The 15,722-nt window shown below is 36.6% G+C and carries 18 protein-coding genes; 13 read left to right on the forward strand and 5 right to left on the reverse strand.

The window, feature by feature from the left end:
• Positions 1-59: 59 nt before the first annotated feature.
• Positions 60-737 (reverse strand): BON domain-containing protein, encoded by a 678-nt coding sequence (locus SYJ56_RS19100; protein ID WP_323836938.1) that lies wholly within the window; start codon positions 735-737, stop codon positions 60-62.
• A gap of 269 nt (positions 738-1,006) precedes the next feature.
• Positions 1,007-1,363, reverse strand: a complete 357-nt coding sequence (locus SYJ56_RS19105) for a hypothetical protein (protein ID WP_323836940.1) — start codon at positions 1,361-1,363, stop codon at positions 1,007-1,009.
• A gap of 251 nt (positions 1,364-1,614) precedes the next feature.
• Here SYJ56_RS19105 and SYJ56_RS19110 point away from each other — a divergent pair, with 251 nt between their 5' ends.
• From SYJ56_RS19110 to SYJ56_RS19130, 5 genes are all read left to right on the forward strand, one after another.
• Positions 1,615-2,124 (forward strand): P-loop nucleotide/nucleoside kinase family protein, encoded by a 510-nt coding sequence (locus SYJ56_RS19110; RefSeq protein ID WP_323836942.1) that lies wholly within the window; start codon positions 1,615-1,617, stop codon positions 2,122-2,124.
• The gene (locus SYJ56_RS19115; RefSeq protein ID WP_323836944.1) at positions 2,114-3,130 is read left to right on the forward strand and encodes a hypothetical protein; all 1,017 of its coding nucleotides are present in this window, start codon (positions 2,114-2,116) and stop codon (positions 3,128-3,130) included. The genes SYJ56_RS19110 and SYJ56_RS19115 overlap by 11 nt, the downstream gene beginning before the upstream one ends.
• A gap of 289 nt (positions 3,131-3,419) precedes the next feature.
• The gene (locus SYJ56_RS19120) at positions 3,420-4,508 is read left to right on the forward strand and encodes an AI-2E family transporter (protein ID WP_323836946.1); all 1,089 of its coding nucleotides are present in this window, start codon (positions 3,420-3,422) and stop codon (positions 4,506-4,508) included.
• A 241-nt stretch (positions 4,509-4,749) separates the two neighbouring features.
• Positions 4,750-6,285, forward strand: coding sequence for a prolyl oligopeptidase family serine peptidase (locus SYJ56_RS19125; protein ID WP_323836948.1), 1,536 nt, complete (start codon positions 4,750-4,752; stop codon positions 6,283-6,285).
• Between the two features lie 76 nt (positions 6,286-6,361).
• Positions 6,362-6,709, forward strand: coding sequence for a DUF7144 family membrane protein (locus SYJ56_RS19130; RefSeq protein WP_323836950.1), 348 nt, complete (start codon positions 6,362-6,364; stop codon positions 6,707-6,709).
• Positions 6,710-7,089: 380 nt separating this feature from the next.
• Here SYJ56_RS19130 and SYJ56_RS19135 read toward each other — a convergent pair whose 3' ends face one another.
• The gene (locus tag SYJ56_RS19135; RefSeq protein ID WP_323836952.1) at positions 7,090-7,287 is read right to left on the reverse strand and encodes a hypothetical protein; all 198 of its coding nucleotides are present in this window, start codon (positions 7,285-7,287) and stop codon (positions 7,090-7,092) included.
• Positions 7,288-7,344: 57 nt separating this feature from the next.
• Here SYJ56_RS19135 and SYJ56_RS19140 point away from each other — a divergent pair, with 57 nt between their 5' ends.
• From SYJ56_RS19140 to SYJ56_RS19160, 5 genes are all read left to right on the forward strand, one after another.
• Positions 7,345-7,881, forward strand: a complete 537-nt coding sequence (locus SYJ56_RS19140; protein WP_323836954.1) for a DUF6934 family protein — start codon at positions 7,345-7,347, stop codon at positions 7,879-7,881.
• Positions 7,882-7,916: 35 nt separating this feature from the next.
• Entirely contained in the window at positions 7,917-8,081 is a 165-nt protein-coding gene (locus SYJ56_RS19145) for a hypothetical protein (protein WP_323836956.1), read from the forward strand.
• A gap of 334 nt (positions 8,082-8,415) precedes the next feature.
• Positions 8,416-8,925 (forward strand): SRPBCC family protein, encoded by a 510-nt coding sequence (locus SYJ56_RS19150; RefSeq protein ID WP_323836958.1) that lies wholly within the window; start codon positions 8,416-8,418, stop codon positions 8,923-8,925.
• A 40-nt stretch (positions 8,926-8,965) separates the two neighbouring features.
• Positions 8,966-9,685, forward strand: a complete 720-nt coding sequence (locus SYJ56_RS19155; protein ID WP_323836960.1) for a hypothetical protein — start codon at positions 8,966-8,968, stop codon at positions 9,683-9,685.
• A 14-nt stretch (positions 9,686-9,699) separates the two neighbouring features.
• The gene (locus SYJ56_RS19160; protein ID WP_323836962.1) at positions 9,700-10,542 is read left to right on the forward strand and encodes a hypothetical protein; all 843 of its coding nucleotides are present in this window, start codon (positions 9,700-9,702) and stop codon (positions 10,540-10,542) included.
• A gap of 368 nt (positions 10,543-10,910) precedes the next feature.
• Here the strand turns inward: SYJ56_RS19160 and SYJ56_RS19165 are convergent, their stop codons facing one another.
• Both SYJ56_RS19165 and SYJ56_RS19170 read right to left on the reverse strand, forming a co-directional pair.
• A complete protein-coding gene (locus SYJ56_RS19165; protein ID WP_323836964.1) occupies positions 10,911-11,297 on the reverse strand; it encodes a nuclear transport factor 2 family protein in 387 nt (128 codons plus the stop codon).
• Between the two features lie 27 nt (positions 11,298-11,324).
• Positions 11,325-11,813 carry a cysteine hydrolase family protein gene (locus SYJ56_RS19170; protein WP_323836966.1) on the reverse strand — a complete coding sequence of 163 codons (489 nt, stop codon included), beginning with the start codon at positions 11,811-11,813 and terminating at the stop codon, positions 11,325-11,327.
• A gap of 171 nt (positions 11,814-11,984) precedes the next feature.
• Here SYJ56_RS19170 and SYJ56_RS19175 point away from each other — a divergent pair, with 171 nt between their 5' ends.
• The 3 genes from SYJ56_RS19175 to SYJ56_RS19185 all read left to right on the forward strand — a co-directional run bounded on the left by SYJ56_RS19175 (position 11,985) and on the right by SYJ56_RS19185 (position 15,704).
• Complete coding sequence (locus SYJ56_RS19175; protein ID WP_323836968.1) at positions 11,985-12,317, forward strand: winged helix-turn-helix transcriptional regulator; 333 nt, start codon at positions 11,985-11,987, stop codon at positions 12,315-12,317.
• Positions 12,318-12,774: 457 nt separating this feature from the next.
• Positions 12,775-13,203: a DUF1330 domain-containing protein gene (locus SYJ56_RS19180; RefSeq protein ID WP_323836970.1), complete on the forward strand. Its 429-nt coding sequence runs from the start codon at positions 12,775-12,777 to the stop codon at positions 13,201-13,203.
• Between the two features lie 1,046 nt (positions 13,204-14,249).
• On the forward strand, positions 14,250-15,704 hold the full coding sequence (locus SYJ56_RS19185; protein ID WP_323836972.1) for a fibronectin type III domain-containing protein: 1,455 nt from the start codon (positions 14,250-14,252) through the stop codon (positions 15,702-15,704).
• Positions 15,705-15,722 lie beyond the last annotated feature (18 nt).

Consider the following 15,722-nt stretch of genomic DNA (forward strand, 5'->3'; position numbering starts at 1 on the left):
TTCCTTTTAGGAAAAAGAAATAGAAAATGGCGGGAGCTTGTCCATCCCGCCCTTTAATTTTATACCAATTGAGGTGCGAATTCTACCTTCAATCGATTTTCTACTGAAGTGACGCCTGGGGAGGACCAGGCAGCTTTTTCAGCTTCTTTCTTCTCTGCCCATGATCGAACTGTACCAATTAAAATCACATTGTTTTTGATTATTCGCACATGGACAGAAGAGGAATCAATTGCTGCGCTTCTATGAAAAGCCGCTGCAATCTTATCATGTATAGCTCTGGATTCCAACTCTACCGGATTAAGTTGTATGTTATTTATAATTCCTTTTATCCCGGTAATTTTTTTCACTGCGTTTTCAACAGCTCTCCTTTCAAAGTGCCAGGAAACAGCTCCGCTTAAGGTGACCCAGCCGTTTTCTACCAAAACTTCTATCTCTTCATTTTGTACGACTGAGTTCCATCGAATGGCTTTGTTGATGATTTCAGCAATTTCAATGTCGGTTTTGTAAAACTGGGGGAACACTTTAATATCAAGGTCCACAGCAACCACATTAACGCCATGAACTCGCTGAGCAGCTTTTTCAGCAGCTATTTTTTTGCTGTAAGAATCCACTTCACCAGAAAGTGTTACCATTCCATTTTTTGTTGTTACTCCTATTTGAGGAGCAATGTCAATTAGTTCAGGATCCCAACTCAACTCATCCATCACATCTTTTTGAAGTTCTCTATCTGCTTTCATACTAAAGAAATTTTAGTTTTTGTTTTATTAGAAAAGTAAGGGGAATAGGCTATGAGGCATGCTCAACATTTGGCATTTATTGCCTATAATCCGCACTGAACATTAACCTGGATCCAGTTTCTTAAAATTAGGATGACCTTCTTCTTGGAGGAATGATATATGTCATTGACAGATAAGATAATTATCCTTTATAAAACTAATCCAATCGACACACTTATTCTATGAATATGATTAGGGGCAAGCAGGTACTTGGAGATGATTGGCTTAAATCAAAAGATTTCCTTTATTAAGTAGTCCGTACTCCCATAGGTAAATGTTTCAAATCTAGATTTACCACGCATCGCTTTAAAGATTGGGCTTTGAGTGGAAATTCCGAAATAACGATTTTCTCCGACCATAAACTCCTCAATGCTTACTGAAATAAAAAAAGATGCTTTATCGGTCACAACCACTGCTCCTAATTCAGGAGTTTTATGGAGTTTTTTCAGATTGGATTTTATATAGTTAAGTACACGCATTTCTTCTTTTGCGAATTCCAATTCTTCCTCAATTAAATTTATTTCTGAAAGCGTAACGTTGGAATTTCTGCTACGAGTGGAAAAGTCTTGATCGTAGAGCTCTTTCAATTCTTCAATTCGCTAAGTAAAGTCATTTAGTAATGACTGTTGTTTTAAAAGACATTGTTCCAGCAATGATTCTTTTAAAGAAACTTTATTTTCAGATGTTATCATATAGTTGAAATAGTCAAATAAATAAAAAACATCATATAATATAGATCAGTATGAATTGATGATTATTATCATCGTAAACAAAAACTTCACATCATATTAATTAACAATAATAATTAATAGTTTAGCTATGTGAAAACAAGATTGATATGAATTCCATGATACTAGTAATGGGTCTACCAGGTTCTGGGAAAAGTTATTTTGCAGCTAGGCTTGCAAGGGAGATTTCAGCTGTCCATCTGCAAAGTGATATTGTGCGCAAAAGCATGCATTTGGAAGGTAAATATACAGATGGGGATAAGATGTTGGTGTATGATGAAATGTGTAATCAAGCAGAGGTATTACTGGAAAATGGAAAGTCAGTAATAGTAGATGCCACTTTTTATCTGGATACTTTCAGAAATATTTTTTATAGGTTGGCTACAAAACTCACTATTCAAATTGCCGTTATTTGGATCGAATCAACTGATACTTTAATAAAGTTAAGGATGAAGAATCCACGGAAGTATAGTGAAGCTGATTACGCAACTTATCTACAGTTGAAGAAAGATTTTGATCCCGTGCTACATCCATTTCTCCATCTCATGTCTACTGACTCTAATATTGACTCAATGATACATAAGGCTGTAAATTACTTAAAAATAGGTGATGACACCTGATGAAATAAGGTCTCTTAATGAAAAAGGTTATTATAAAGATTGTCCGGTAAAAGGAGAATTGATTGAGACTCATATTTCTTGGATAATACTTTCAGAAAAGTATGCGTTTAAAATAAAAAAACCTGTAAAGTTTTCTTTTTTGGATTTTTCAACCAGCGATCAAAGACAATTTTTTTGCAAGCGGGAAGTCACATTAAATAGCCGATTTTCGGATATCTACCTAAGTACGGAACCTATATTTTTTGAAGATGGAAAGTGGGTGATCGGAGGAAGAGGAGTGGAGCCAATTGACTTCACTGTGGTTATGAGAAAAATGGATGAGCATAAAAGAATGGACCTGATGATGGATTCTGATAAGGTTGATCAGGTAGCTGTAACGGAATTGGCTAAGAACATCTCCCGGTTTCATCTAAAAGCGGAACGTATATTAGATCCATTTGAGCTGACCAAAGTCAAAACTATTTTCAATGATATTTTAACGATTGAGGAGCTGGAAGAGAAAGGATATAAGTGTGGGGAATTAAAAAGTGCAATACGTCAGGCCATACGAGTGAGTGATTCTTTTTTGGAAAAAAACCAGGAGTATTTTCAGCGGAGGATAGAACAAGGGTATAAAAGGGATCTTCACGGGGATCTCCATTGCGGGAATGTATTTCTAGAAAATCCGCCTGTAATTTTTGATTGCATAGAATTTAACGATGAGTATAGGCAAATTGATGTCTTATATGATATTGCATTTTTAAGTATGGATATGGAGAGTTGGGGACGAAAGGATCTCTCACAATTATTAGAAAATACCTATAAAAAAAGCATCAACGTTTTCCTGACACCTGAGGATGACAAGCTTTATGTTTATTTTAAATGTTTAAGAGCAAATATCCGTGCTAAAATTTATGGGTTGAGATTGGCTCAAGCCAGCGATGACACAGCTAAAGTCCAATTCCTAAAAGTTTTTGACCGCTATTTCTCCTTATTTAAACATTATGTGGATCTACTTGAGTCATAAAAACTTGCTTTAGACCATTAGTTTTAATCAATAGGACTGTAAATCCATAGTTAAGTTGCATTCCTATGGCTTGGATGTTATGCATTGTATCAGACCACTTCTGATATTCCGAAAATGGAAAAACCGTCGGTCAAGCAACCTGATTATTTATTTGAAGTTAGCTGGGAGGTCTGCAATAAAGTCCCGGTTATATAATTTGAGTTGGTTATCTTAGAAATTCAGAATCAAACCGTGTTAGTAGGATAAAAGCATCAAACTCCGTTTGATTTTACTTTAAAAATCTTTTTCGATGGAAAGTTCAAAGATACAGCAAGTGTCCCAAAGTTTGATTTGCGTAGTTTTAGGCGTAATTATTCTTCGTGAAGGAGCATTTTTGCTCGTTCCATTATTGTGGGGAGTTTTTTTTGCATTTGCTTTAAATCCAATTGTCAGTTGGCTTGAAAATAAACGTTTGCCCCGAGGAATAGCTATTTTACTCAGCATTGCTTTGGTACTTATTCTTGCTTCTGGAATTATATATCTGTTCAGTAAACAAATGGCCGGTTTACTAAAAGATGTGCCCGAGATAAGCTCTTCCTTAAAGGATCGTTTAGACCAATATTTAGGCTATATAAACAATCAGTTCGGATTTGGGATGAGTTATAAAGGGGCAGTTGATAGCTTGGGGACACTGATCAACCCCGATAATTTCAATGGGCTGTTGGTCCAAACAGGTAAAGCCCTGGCATTGATTGGTATTATACCCTTGTATATTTTTCTGTTGATTTATTACAAAGATTTCTTCTGGGAATTCCTCAACAGACTCAATACAACAAAAAACCAAGCATTCTTTTTTACGTGGGCAGAGGATACCGCCCTTATGATACAAGCCTATCTGACTGGACTTTTGAAGGTGACTGTGATCGTGGCAATACTGGTTGGATGTTTTTTTTACATTATTGATGTCCAGTATTTTGTGCTATTTGCCTTATTTATTGCGGTGCTTAATCTTATTCCCTATGTTGGAGTCGTTTTCAGTTCCTTTTTTACCGTGTTGTATGTTTTTCTGACCACAGATTCTATTTTTTTTCCAATCCTCACACTGGGGGTCTTATGGGGAGTTCAATTGCTTGAAAACAATATAATTACCCCTATAATAGTAGGAGCAGAAGTGAAGCTTAACGCTTTGGTTGTCTTATTGGCAATCTTAGTAGGAGGATGGATTTGGGGAGTGTCCGGCATGGTTCTTTTTATTCCGCTATTAGGGATTTTGAAGATGACTCTTGAGAAATCAGATAAGTATAAAGCTTATGCATACTTATTGGGAGATAAGGTGCCTGTATTAGAAAAACGGGAAAACTTATGGAAGATTCTGAAAAGAAAGGTGACGGGTAAATGACTGGTTATTCTCTATGAATTTGAATCGAACTAGGATCTAAATAATGGGTAAATCAACCCCAACATAAGCTTTCCCGCAAAGGCGGGACAAGTCGTGCATCTATTAAAGTTTGTGGTATATTGACAGTGAAGCACTTCGAAATCGCCACCTTCGGGTAGGTGCCAAGCGTTAGTGGAAAGCTGAAAACTGTAACAATCATTGAATTACTCAATCTTAGAACTGAATATTTACTTCCAAAATAATGCGAACAATAGCTTTAGTAATTTTTATATTTTTTCAAATAGGTTCAATAAATGGGCAGACTTCATTAGAAAAAATTAACCTGACTAATGGAGACTATAAGGTAGGATTCAAACACTATACAACTATCGACAGTACAAGAACCTATCAAATTAAAAATGAGTTTAATAATCAATTCATCCACAGACCAATTCCTATTAGTATTTGGTATCCAGCTGCTATAAAAAATAGTGAGAGTAAGCAATTAACTGTTTTAGAATATTTAGAGGTTTTAAAAGAAGAGGAAGAATGGGAAAACTTACCAAATGAGTTTTTATTAGATTGGTTTCCTTACTTATGGAATACACCTGAAAACCAAGCACATCTTTCTGAAAAAGCAACTGCTTTTTCTAATTCTACTTTTTTAGAAGGGAAATTCCCTGTTGTAATTTATGCCCCAAGTTATCAAGCCTCATCAATTGAAAATTTTGCATTATTCGAATATTTAGCGAGTAATGGTTTTGTAGTGGTATCTAGTCCTTCTAGAGGTACAAATACAAGATGGTTAGAAGGTGGAACTACAAAAGATATGGAAACACAATCTAGAGATGTGGAATTCCTGTTAAAAGAAATTCATAAATACAAGAATATAGATTCGGATAAAGTTGCATTAATGGGGTTTAGTTTTGGTGGGCTATCAAATGCTATTACCGTAATGAAAAACCAGAATATTAAATCTTTAGTAAGTTTGGATGGGACTGAAAGATATAGGTATGATGTAATGGAAAAATCAGCCTATTTTGACCTAAACAAATTGAATATTCCATACGCCCATTTTGCGCAAAAGGATATACCAGAAGTTGTTTTAGAAGAAGATAAAATCCCAGCAGAATTAAATCATAAGTTTCAACTCTACGATTCTTTAAAATACAGTAATGTATATAGCTACAAATTTCACGACCTAACCCATTCTTATTTCAGTTCTTACGGTGTTTTGTTTAGCAATAGGGATAAACGGCAAGATAAAAGTGACGATAAAATAATGGCTTCTTACAGACAACTATCTGAACATACCTTACAGTTTTTAAATTTTACTTTGAAAAACGAAGAGAATGCGAAGAAATTCATTGAAAATAGCCCTGATAAAAATCATTTTTCAAAAAGTATAATTTCAAAAAAAATGAAGAAATCACTTGTGCCAGAATTTGATTATAAGGATTTCATTGATTTAGCATTGCATCAAGATTATCGGGATTTAATCCCGCTGTACAAAAAAACATTGGCAATACATCCAAACCTAAAACTAGAAGAAGGTATGTTAAATACCCTAGGATTGAGATTGTCATTTGACCCTAAAAGAACAGAACAAGGTATAAATGTATTTTTATTGGCAGTACACATTTATCCTACATCGGCAAATTTATATGACAGTTTAGCTGAAGCTTATTTGAACAAAAAGGATTTAGAAAATGCAAGAACTAACTTTAATAGGTCATTGGAATTGAATCCTGAAAACCAAAATGCGATTAATAGACTAAAACAATTGAAAGAATATTGATAATCGGAATTATAGAGTGATTACTAATCTTGGTTTCGCCCACAAGAATCTGGAAACGAGCAAATCCGACGATAAAATGAAAATACTAATTACAATACTTGGACTTTTGAATGGTGGATTTATGCTACTTGACGGTGTCTTTGTAACATTGAAAGGAAAGTATATCGGACCTGAAAAACCAGGTCCTTGGGCAGAACCCTTCTATAAACTGAACATTGACGTATTCAAACTTGGTTGGGTTTTCATATTGTTTGGTATCCTTTGGTTGACTTGGTTGTTTGGCTTGTGGACAAATAAAGAATGGACTTACGTTTACGGACTTGCTATTAGTATTTTGACTCTTTGGTATTTGCCAGTCGGAACAATTTTTTCAATCATTATCATTGCGGTGCTGATTTTTGCAAGACACAAAATCGGATTATGAAAATATTTTTTATGTATATCCACTTTTCTACCAGTAAAGCGACAAAAGTATTATAGGATTCGGAAAACACTATCCCCATTGCGTCAAGGCCTGTCCCGATTATTTCGGGGGCAAAAGAACGGAAAAAAAACCGCTGTTCGACATTTGTAATGTCGAACGGGATCTCGTAGGATTTGTAATCCGGTAACTGAGACCATGCTGATCGGCAGATGAATATGCCCATCCACCTTAGTCACCTGTACCAGCAATCTCGACCACCTACTATTTTCCAGTTTTCGTAATGGTCTCAATAGATCAAGAGCATAGAGTATTGGTGTCGGAGCAGGTAGTAGAAGATCGAGGACATCATTATGAATTAGCTAATCTAAGGGGGAGGAAGATTATTCTTCCAGAAGAAAAACACCGATGGCCAAATCCAGAAAACTTGGCAAGACACATAAATACAAAGTTTTTGAAATAGCGTTTCTAGCTTTAGAAATAGTCTCTGATGAACCTAGTATAAATAAATGATCGGTAAAATAATTCATTATCGCACAGGGAACAGAGAGTAGGGTGATTCGGAATGTACTTGGGAACATTCCCATTTTTTTAGGTTATTTAGTTATAGATGTAAAAATTCTATAATTTCTAGATGAATGACAAGAAATAAATCTTATGAAATAAGTAATCTAGGTTCGGAACCAGAACATTTCCTTTATGGTTTTGCCACACCAAGTGGTAATTACAAAATTGTAGAACATTCATTTATCGAGACGAGAGGAAATAGAAAAGTTTACAACTTAGGCTTTGGGGATTTTAATGTTGAAACTGGTCAGGTAATTGATGATGAAGTATTTAATATGGGAGATGGCAGAATTGTGCTCAATACTGTTTTGTCTACAATCCCGCTTTTCTTCGACAAAAACCCGGATGATGCTATGATCGTTCAAGGAAGTGATAGTCGGGATGATTTTCCTGACAAGTGTCGAATGACATGCAATAAGAGCTGTAATGGAAATTGTAAGAAGAAGCACCAGAGAATTAGAATCTATTGTAACTTCTTGGATAAAAACTTTAAAGAATTGGTCAAGGAATACATTTTCTTTGGGCTGTCCGAATCAAAAGGGCTTGATTTTGAACAGTATATACCTGGTAATTCTTATAAAAGCGTTTTGATTTATAAAAAAAAGTGATCAGTTTTGAGTCACTTTTCAAACTCAACAGAACCATGAAAAAAAAGGCCGACTCTCAAGTAATTGTGGTTAAAAGTAGCGTAAAAGCTAAAAGAGAACTACGAAAAATAGGTGAATCTCTAAAGGGAAAGGAACTTTTCAAACAAAAAATTGAAAGTGCTAAAAAGATTTTGGCAAGTATAAAATCATTGCCTGTTTAAAAGGATTCAATAAATTTTGAATTGCTTTTAGTAAGGAACGCAAATGAAATGCTTGAATTGGTGAAAAAATCTCTTGGCAAAGACAAGCAAGTTGGTTTCCGTTTTGTAAAATGGCTCAACTTCGAGGATGAAAAAAATACAAAGATTACTTGCTTCAGATATAGTGAAAAAAGCAGATTAAAACTCTAAAAGCGCAATCGTAAGATTAGCGCTTTTTTTATGTCTCCTGACTTGCCTATTTTTCCACTATGCAAAACCACGAAGCCTACAAACACATACAAGCCCAATTCCAAAAACTCGAGAAACTGGGCAGCCTAGAGAAGCCCCGCAACTAATGCCGAGAATAGAATTAAGAACTGAAATAAAAGCAGATATACAGCTAGTATTTGACCTATCTCGGAGTATTGACCTGCATAAGATCTCTACGGAGCATACCAATGAAACAGCAATCGCAGGAAAAACAAGTGGATTAATAGGTCTGAATGAAAGTGTAACCTGGAGAGCTAGGCATTTTGGAGTATATCAGACGCTCACCTCCAGAATCACAGAATTCAATAAGCCAATTTACTTTGCAGATGAGATGGTTTCAGGAGCATTTAGAAGTTTCAGGCACGAGCATCATTTTGTAGATTTTAACGGTGTGATAGTTATGACCGATATTTTTGAATACCAATCGCCAATGGGCATTTTGGGATTATTGGCTGACAGACTATTTCTCAAAAAATATATGGCTGAATTACTCGTAGAACGCAATCGCATTGTAAAAGAGTTTGCGGAATCTGGTAGAGGAAGAGAGCTTTTAGCTGGAAAGACTACGAATGTCAGTAATTTCAAAAGGTATTAACTAATTCACCTATTTAGAAACTGGCCTTTAGGAATTAAACATGAGCATATTTACTTTCCACCTTGCAGAAGTATCCGTGATGTCTGCTTTCAAGACGCTCTCCAATCCACCTAAAGCAGACGATGTTCCTGGGCTTATTCACATGGAATGCATGACATCTATGACATTGGGTTCTAGAGTCTTCTCGACTTCACGATTGCTGATCAGACAGTTGGCAGTTTTTGCTCAGTGGGAAAATGAGTCATTCCTTGATGAGTTTTTGAAAAAGGATAATTTTGGAAAAACTCTTGCCAAAGGATGGCATACCCGATTACTATTCTTAAGGCAATGGGGAAAAATCAATGGCTTTGTAATTCCCCAAGACACTAGTGAATTAGATGATCCACATGCGCCGGTGGTTGCCGTGACGCTGGCTCGCATGAAACTTTTTCAAGTCCCTAGATTTATTAGCTGGGGCAGACCTGTTGAAAAGCTTGTACGTGACCATCCGGGGATTTCTATGGCATTGGCAGCAATAAGGCTTCCGCGGACGGTTTCCACATTTTCAGTTTGGAAATCGCAGCTGGAAATGCTGGAAATGGTTCAGGGGCATAGTGCTATTCCTCAGCCCAAACGTCATTCAGAAGCAATGGCAGAAAGAGATAGGAAAGACTTTCACTTTCAATTCACAACGTTACGGTTCAAACCAATCGCAGAATACGGTAAATGGGACGGCCGGACCCATATCATTCCAAATCTTCATACTGATCAATCACTATGAGGTCGGCATATCCAATGCAAAAGTTTCAGGATTGGTTTACCCAGCAATGGGTGATCTTATGGGGCAAAAGAATTGACCCGAAACAAGTTCCTTGGTTGATGGGACCTTTTGGCAAACTAGGCACCATTGGAGATGGTTTTGTTAATCACTTGGCTGAAGCTGAGGGGCTAAGTATAGAGAGAAACAGTTCTGCTCAAGGTCTTATATCCTCTATGCATAAGCTGGATCTGCCTGAGGAAGAATCCCTTCGTCTGTCGCAGATGGTCATTGATTTCTACGAGAATACTGCCCTTTATGCGCTGAAGTTTTCTGCAAAGTGGAATCCTTTATTTAGGCTTTTCGGAAAGCTAGTAAACTACTTATTCAGCAACCGGATCGGACAATTGAATATTCCAACAAACAGCTCCCAAGGTTCTCAACAAATATGTAGTGAAATAATCACGCTTTCAGATCCTATGTCCAACGAAGTGAAATATACCGTTTGGTATAGGACATTTATACCCACTGGGCAAGTGTTGTATTCTGGGGTATATTCTACTTGTAAGCTGCCCTCAGGAAAAACCTGTATCAAAGCAGTCTTTCCTTTGCCAAATGGAAACGCGACGGTTGTTATGTCCCCTAGTGTAGGAGCGGGTGGAGAACTTCGTCTTATCTCATCTGGGAAGAAGTTTGGTGATCCTGGGTTTTATTTTCTGCTTAATGATTCAAAAGGGGATTTTTGGTCTCAATACATTAGTTCTTTTTGCGACGAATTGACTGTCTACTGCCATGAAGGAAGTCTTTTTGCAAAGCAGACCTTGACGCTGTGGCATCTACGTGTGGTTCAGTTTAAGTATGAGATCCATCGAAAATTATAAGCAACATTCCACACCCAAGATGAAGTCAAGGCTATAGTGGCTTATACTGACAACCGCGTAAAAAATGGTCTACAGCCACTTGGTCCCATAAACCCACCAAAAAACCTCAAATCCCCTCACTTTTCTGCCCCCTGTAAATGAGAACCGATTAAGAAACCAATTGCAAATTGGTAATGATACAAGGGCTGAATTACAAATTCCACCCAATCCGAAAACCGAGCGCAAAAAAGACCGAAAAGCAAAAAAACAAAACAGAAGACCCATAGCAAACCACGGGTTCGTTCAAAACTCTTTACGTTAGCGGTAAGCATGGAGAGACTACCCTGAACAGAATAATCTCTCTTGACTTTAAGACTTTTGACTAAGATTTAATTCCAAAACTCGTCTTCGGCAGCTTGGTCTTCTGAGAATAGCCAAACTTGGACAATTTTTCCATCCACAACTTCAAACAAATCGACACCATTCATATCAATTGTTTTGTCTCCATTTTTACCACTGAAATGAACTGGGATGGAAACTAAATTTCCATTAGACATCAAAGCGCCTGTCGGATTTATAACCAATGAACCTTGTGTTGCACCCATCATATCATCAAGCATTTTGCCAATGGCTTCAAGCCCCTTTTTTGTTCCGGCAAACTGATGATTTCCGGGTTGGTGCCATTTTGCATCAGGACTAAAATGTGAAAATGCGGTAGGAATGTCACCTTGAGATAGGGCTATTGAATAAGCAGTTACTACTTCTATTGCTGTCATATCATTTGTTATTAATTTATTGTTTAATCAGTGATGAAGAAAGTCTTTGGTGTTTTCCACATCAGCGTAAAAGAAAGATAAAGCACTTAAAAATGCATTGTGAGCATCTTCTGCTTTTACCGATTTACCGTTAATTTCTAAATCTCTTGAAGCACAGGCATCACCAATTACAGTACATTCAAAATCAAGGTCTTTTGCTGCTCTTACGGTAGCATCTATGCACATATGTGTCATCATACCAGCAAATACCAGCTCTGTAATATTCTGAGATTTGAGGTAATCTAAAAGTTCTGTCTCTCTGAAACTGTTTGGGTAGTATTTTGTAATTACTTTTTCTCCGGCTAGTGGTTTTACATTTTCGTGAATTTCCTGTCCCTTAGTTTCCGGTAAAAAAAACAAAGAACCTGGTGCTACAGAAAGATGCTCTACGTGAACGATTGGCAGCTTTTCATTTCTGAATTTTGACAAAACAAGTTTCGCATTTTCACTTGCTTGCAAAGAACCTACTAATTCCATAGCTCATTTTCAAAATAATCGTTTTGAATGTCTATTATTACTAATGCTTTGCTCATAAGTTTTATTTTCTATAGATGTTACTTGTTCAAAAGTACAAGTGAACTTACCTTTGTACAAGTACATACCTTATAGTAAGGTACTTACCTATTGGTTATAAATATTGATTATCAAATGAAAGAAATTCAAAAAAATATTTTAAAGTCAGATGAAAATTGTCCGGTTAGAAGATCTTTGAAACTTTTAGGTGGTAAATGGACATTATTGATTCTATTTCAAATCAATGAAAGAGTGATAAGGTATGGAGAACTGAAAAGGGCTATACCCGGAATAAGCGAAAAGGTTTTAATTCAAGAATTAAACATGTTGGTGGAGCATAAATTCGTTTCTAAAAAGGCGTATCCGGAAATTCCACCAAAAGTTGAATATAGCTTGACAAAACTTGGAGTAAAAACTTTGCCAATAGCGGACACTCTTGCAACATTTGGATTAGAAAATCTTAGGTAAATCGCCTCCCGTAAACAACTAGGTTTTCGTTGCATACGCATCACGAATGATGTAACCATGGTAACTCCGCCTTCCCCGATTCTTTCTAGCGCTTCCCACCTTCTCCTCCCTCAAATCCACCTCAATTTCCTGTCATTTCCTTATTAAATACCCTATACATGAGGGGCGAGCGTTTAAAATCTCTTTAGTAGGGCTGACGTTAAAGATAAGTGCGCCGAGGCGTACTAATCTAGCGAGGAGCCAGCATGCAGCGGAGAAATTTAGCGAAGTAGCCCGTCAGCGCGCTGGGAACTTCCGATTATTCCCTTTCTTGCAGATGTCTTTTAGTTATTGAAATCAAACATCCCGAGGTCTTGACCCCGAGAATAAGTGACTCGGGGGAAAGCTATCCGGGAGCTATCATTTACCGGAGCCAATCACCCTCTCTCTTTTAAAACCTAGGAAATGGAATAAGATTATGAATAAATACATTGACGCAAGTCCCGAAGCAGGAAAAAATTTCTATCAAAATTTCCACAACAAAGGAAAGATAGTAATGCTGAACTTACTTAAATTCAGAATAACAGCTGACTATACAAACCTGGAAGATTTAAAACCTTCCAAGGAAATCAGCGGAGAAGAAGCCTATCAGTTGTATATGGACAGTACTTTACCTGAATTAGAGAAAGCAGGAAGCCGAATTATCTATTTTGGAAGGAGCCAAAACTATTTGATTGGACCCGATTCGGAAAAATGGGATGCGGTTTTGTTGGTTGAACACGAGTCTGTTTTACAATTTATGAAATTTGCCCAAAATCTGGACTATCTAAAAAATGCGGGACACCGGACAGCAGCATTGGAAGATTCTAGATTGTTACCGACAAATGAAATAAAAAACTACACTTGAATAACAAGATTTTCTTGCTGTTGTAAAGCCAATCATGAAATCCTTTCCCGAAAGCACCCGGGAATGAGAAGTTTATAGATGGACTTTGATTTTTATTGGATATGAGAAATGTGGCCAATTGAATAGTTATTTTGATAGTAGGGTGTAAATGCAAGCTGCACCCAGCCAACAAAACGATTAGCTATCTAAACTCGGCGGCTCTGACATATTTGGCAATAAAATTAGTGTCAACTTTTTTAACAATGGATTTTTTGTCATAATGGGTCAGTTCAATTAATAATTTGGTTTTTAGTGCCAAAAATTCTCCCTTACCTCTTGCTTTTTCTCTTTTACCCCAAAAAATACCCTATACATGAGGGACGAGCGTTAATAATCTCTTCAGTAGGGCTGAGCGTTAAAGATTAGTACGCCGTGGCGTACTAATCTAGCGAGGAGCCAGCATGCAGCGGAGAGATTTAGCGATGCAGCCAGCCAGCGCGCTGGGAATCTTCCAATTCCCTTTTCTTGACAAGCCTTTTAGTTACTGCAAACTAAAATTTTACCGCTGACTAACGCCTCCTCTTTAAGAAGGAGGACGGTGTGAGGTAGGAAGCCAATTGCAAATTGATTAGGATATTCGTATGGAATTACAAATCCCACCCAGTAACCATGTCGAATTGACTACACCCAGACGGGGAAATCACTCCAAAAATCCTAGTCGATATGAAAGAAGATAAGCGATTTAAAGACGCATGGTTTATATCTTATTCGGATGACCTTGTTGAAGATAAGTACCTGTATGCTTTTTTAAGAGATAAGTTCAAGCTGAGTTTGGTAAGATTTGACGTAGGAAGCTTATAGTGCTTTGTTGAAAATTCCATGGATAAGTTCGCTGTTCTATGAGTATAACTGAATATAGAAATGTCCAGTTTTTTGACTAATTAACTGGATATTTTTTTGCTCTTCCTTTACGTTAAGCAAAATTCACCAAAGATGAAAGGAGGGGATTTAGGGGAATTAAATCTGTAGAAATACTTAATTTTGAATATACTTGCTGCTGATATTTTATGATTACATGTGTGAGGAAATGCTATTTGGTGATTTGTTTTTTTGGACTACTTCTGACTGTTGGATGTCAAGGTAGTGAGGAGCCGATCACAGATGTTCCTGAGCCAAATTTACCGCCTGAAAAATTTCAAGTTAAGGTAGAAGAGGTGACCCATCAAAGTGCAAAATTAAATTGGACTAAAGCCAAGGACCCAGATGGTGACTTAGTTACCTATGACATCTATTTAGGGCAAAAATTAATCGCAGATGGTTTGATCGAATTAGCCTTTACAATTAATGAACTAGAAGCACAGACAGAATATTCAGGTACTATTGTGGCAAAGGATTCTGGGAAAAACGAAATATTCTCAGAATTCCGATTTGAGACGGAAGAATTAACCTATGAAAATGTATTTAATCTGAATTATGGGTTTAATGGTGCTTGTCAGATAGGCATACCTTATTTTATTTTTGAAACAAAGGAGAAAAACTTCATTATTGTAGGGACGACGGGATATTACGTTAATAAAGCTTCTTTTTTTGCGTTAGAAGTTGATTCTGAGGGGGATGAGATTTGGAAAAAAATCTATCACCGCGAATATTCTCCAATTATATATTCTTTTAAAAGCATTCAGACTCCAGAAGGATTTATGATTATAGTGAAGGATACTATTTTTTATTTCGATCATTCTGGGGAAATTATTTGGGAAAAGACTACTAGTGGCTATGATCTTATGAACGATGTTAAAATAGACTCTAAAGGTAATATAGTGTTGATCGGTATAAGAGGCACTTCAACGCCACATAGTTATGTGCCCTTTGTTAATACGTTTGTTACTAAGTGGGATAATCGAGGAAATGTGCTTTGGGAAAAAGATTATATATATGATGAAGTAAATCAATTTGAAAATCTATTGCTTTCACCAAAGGATGAAATAATAATTTTAGGAGAAAAAGACATGATAAGTACAGGTAAAGGTAGTGGTGATTTTTGGTTGTTGAACTTAAATGAACAGGGTGAGTTACTATCGGAAAAGACCCTCTCTTTTCAAAAAAGCATATATGTTCCTATGGCTTTTGTACTAACTAAAGATGGAGGACTTGTGTTTTCCAATGGAAAAAATCAAATTTTAAGGCTTAATTCTGATTATGAAGAGGAAGAAGTTATTATTACGGATTTTGATCTGTTGTTTTCAATCAAATTGACATCTGATGATGGTTTTATTGTTGTTGGGACTAGTGAGTCGAAATCAGAATCTTCAACCTTGTCTTTTAGTAAATATGATAGCGAAGGAAGAAAAGAATGGGATAATTTCTATAGAGAAGATCATGTTCGTATAGATGGGCGCGATGTTATACAAGATGATGATGGATTTTTCTGGATCATTTCCGAATTCTGGGATACGGATGATTATGCAAAGCCTTGCGATAATTTGCTCCTTGTAAAGACTGACGATTTTGGGAGATACAAATAATTAGTATTTTTCTTAGAG

It is taken from the genome of Algoriphagus aurantiacus (assembly GCF_035156405.1).
Lineage (GTDB): Bacteria > Bacteroidota > Bacteroidia > Cytophagales > Cyclobacteriaceae > Algoriphagus > Algoriphagus aurantiacus.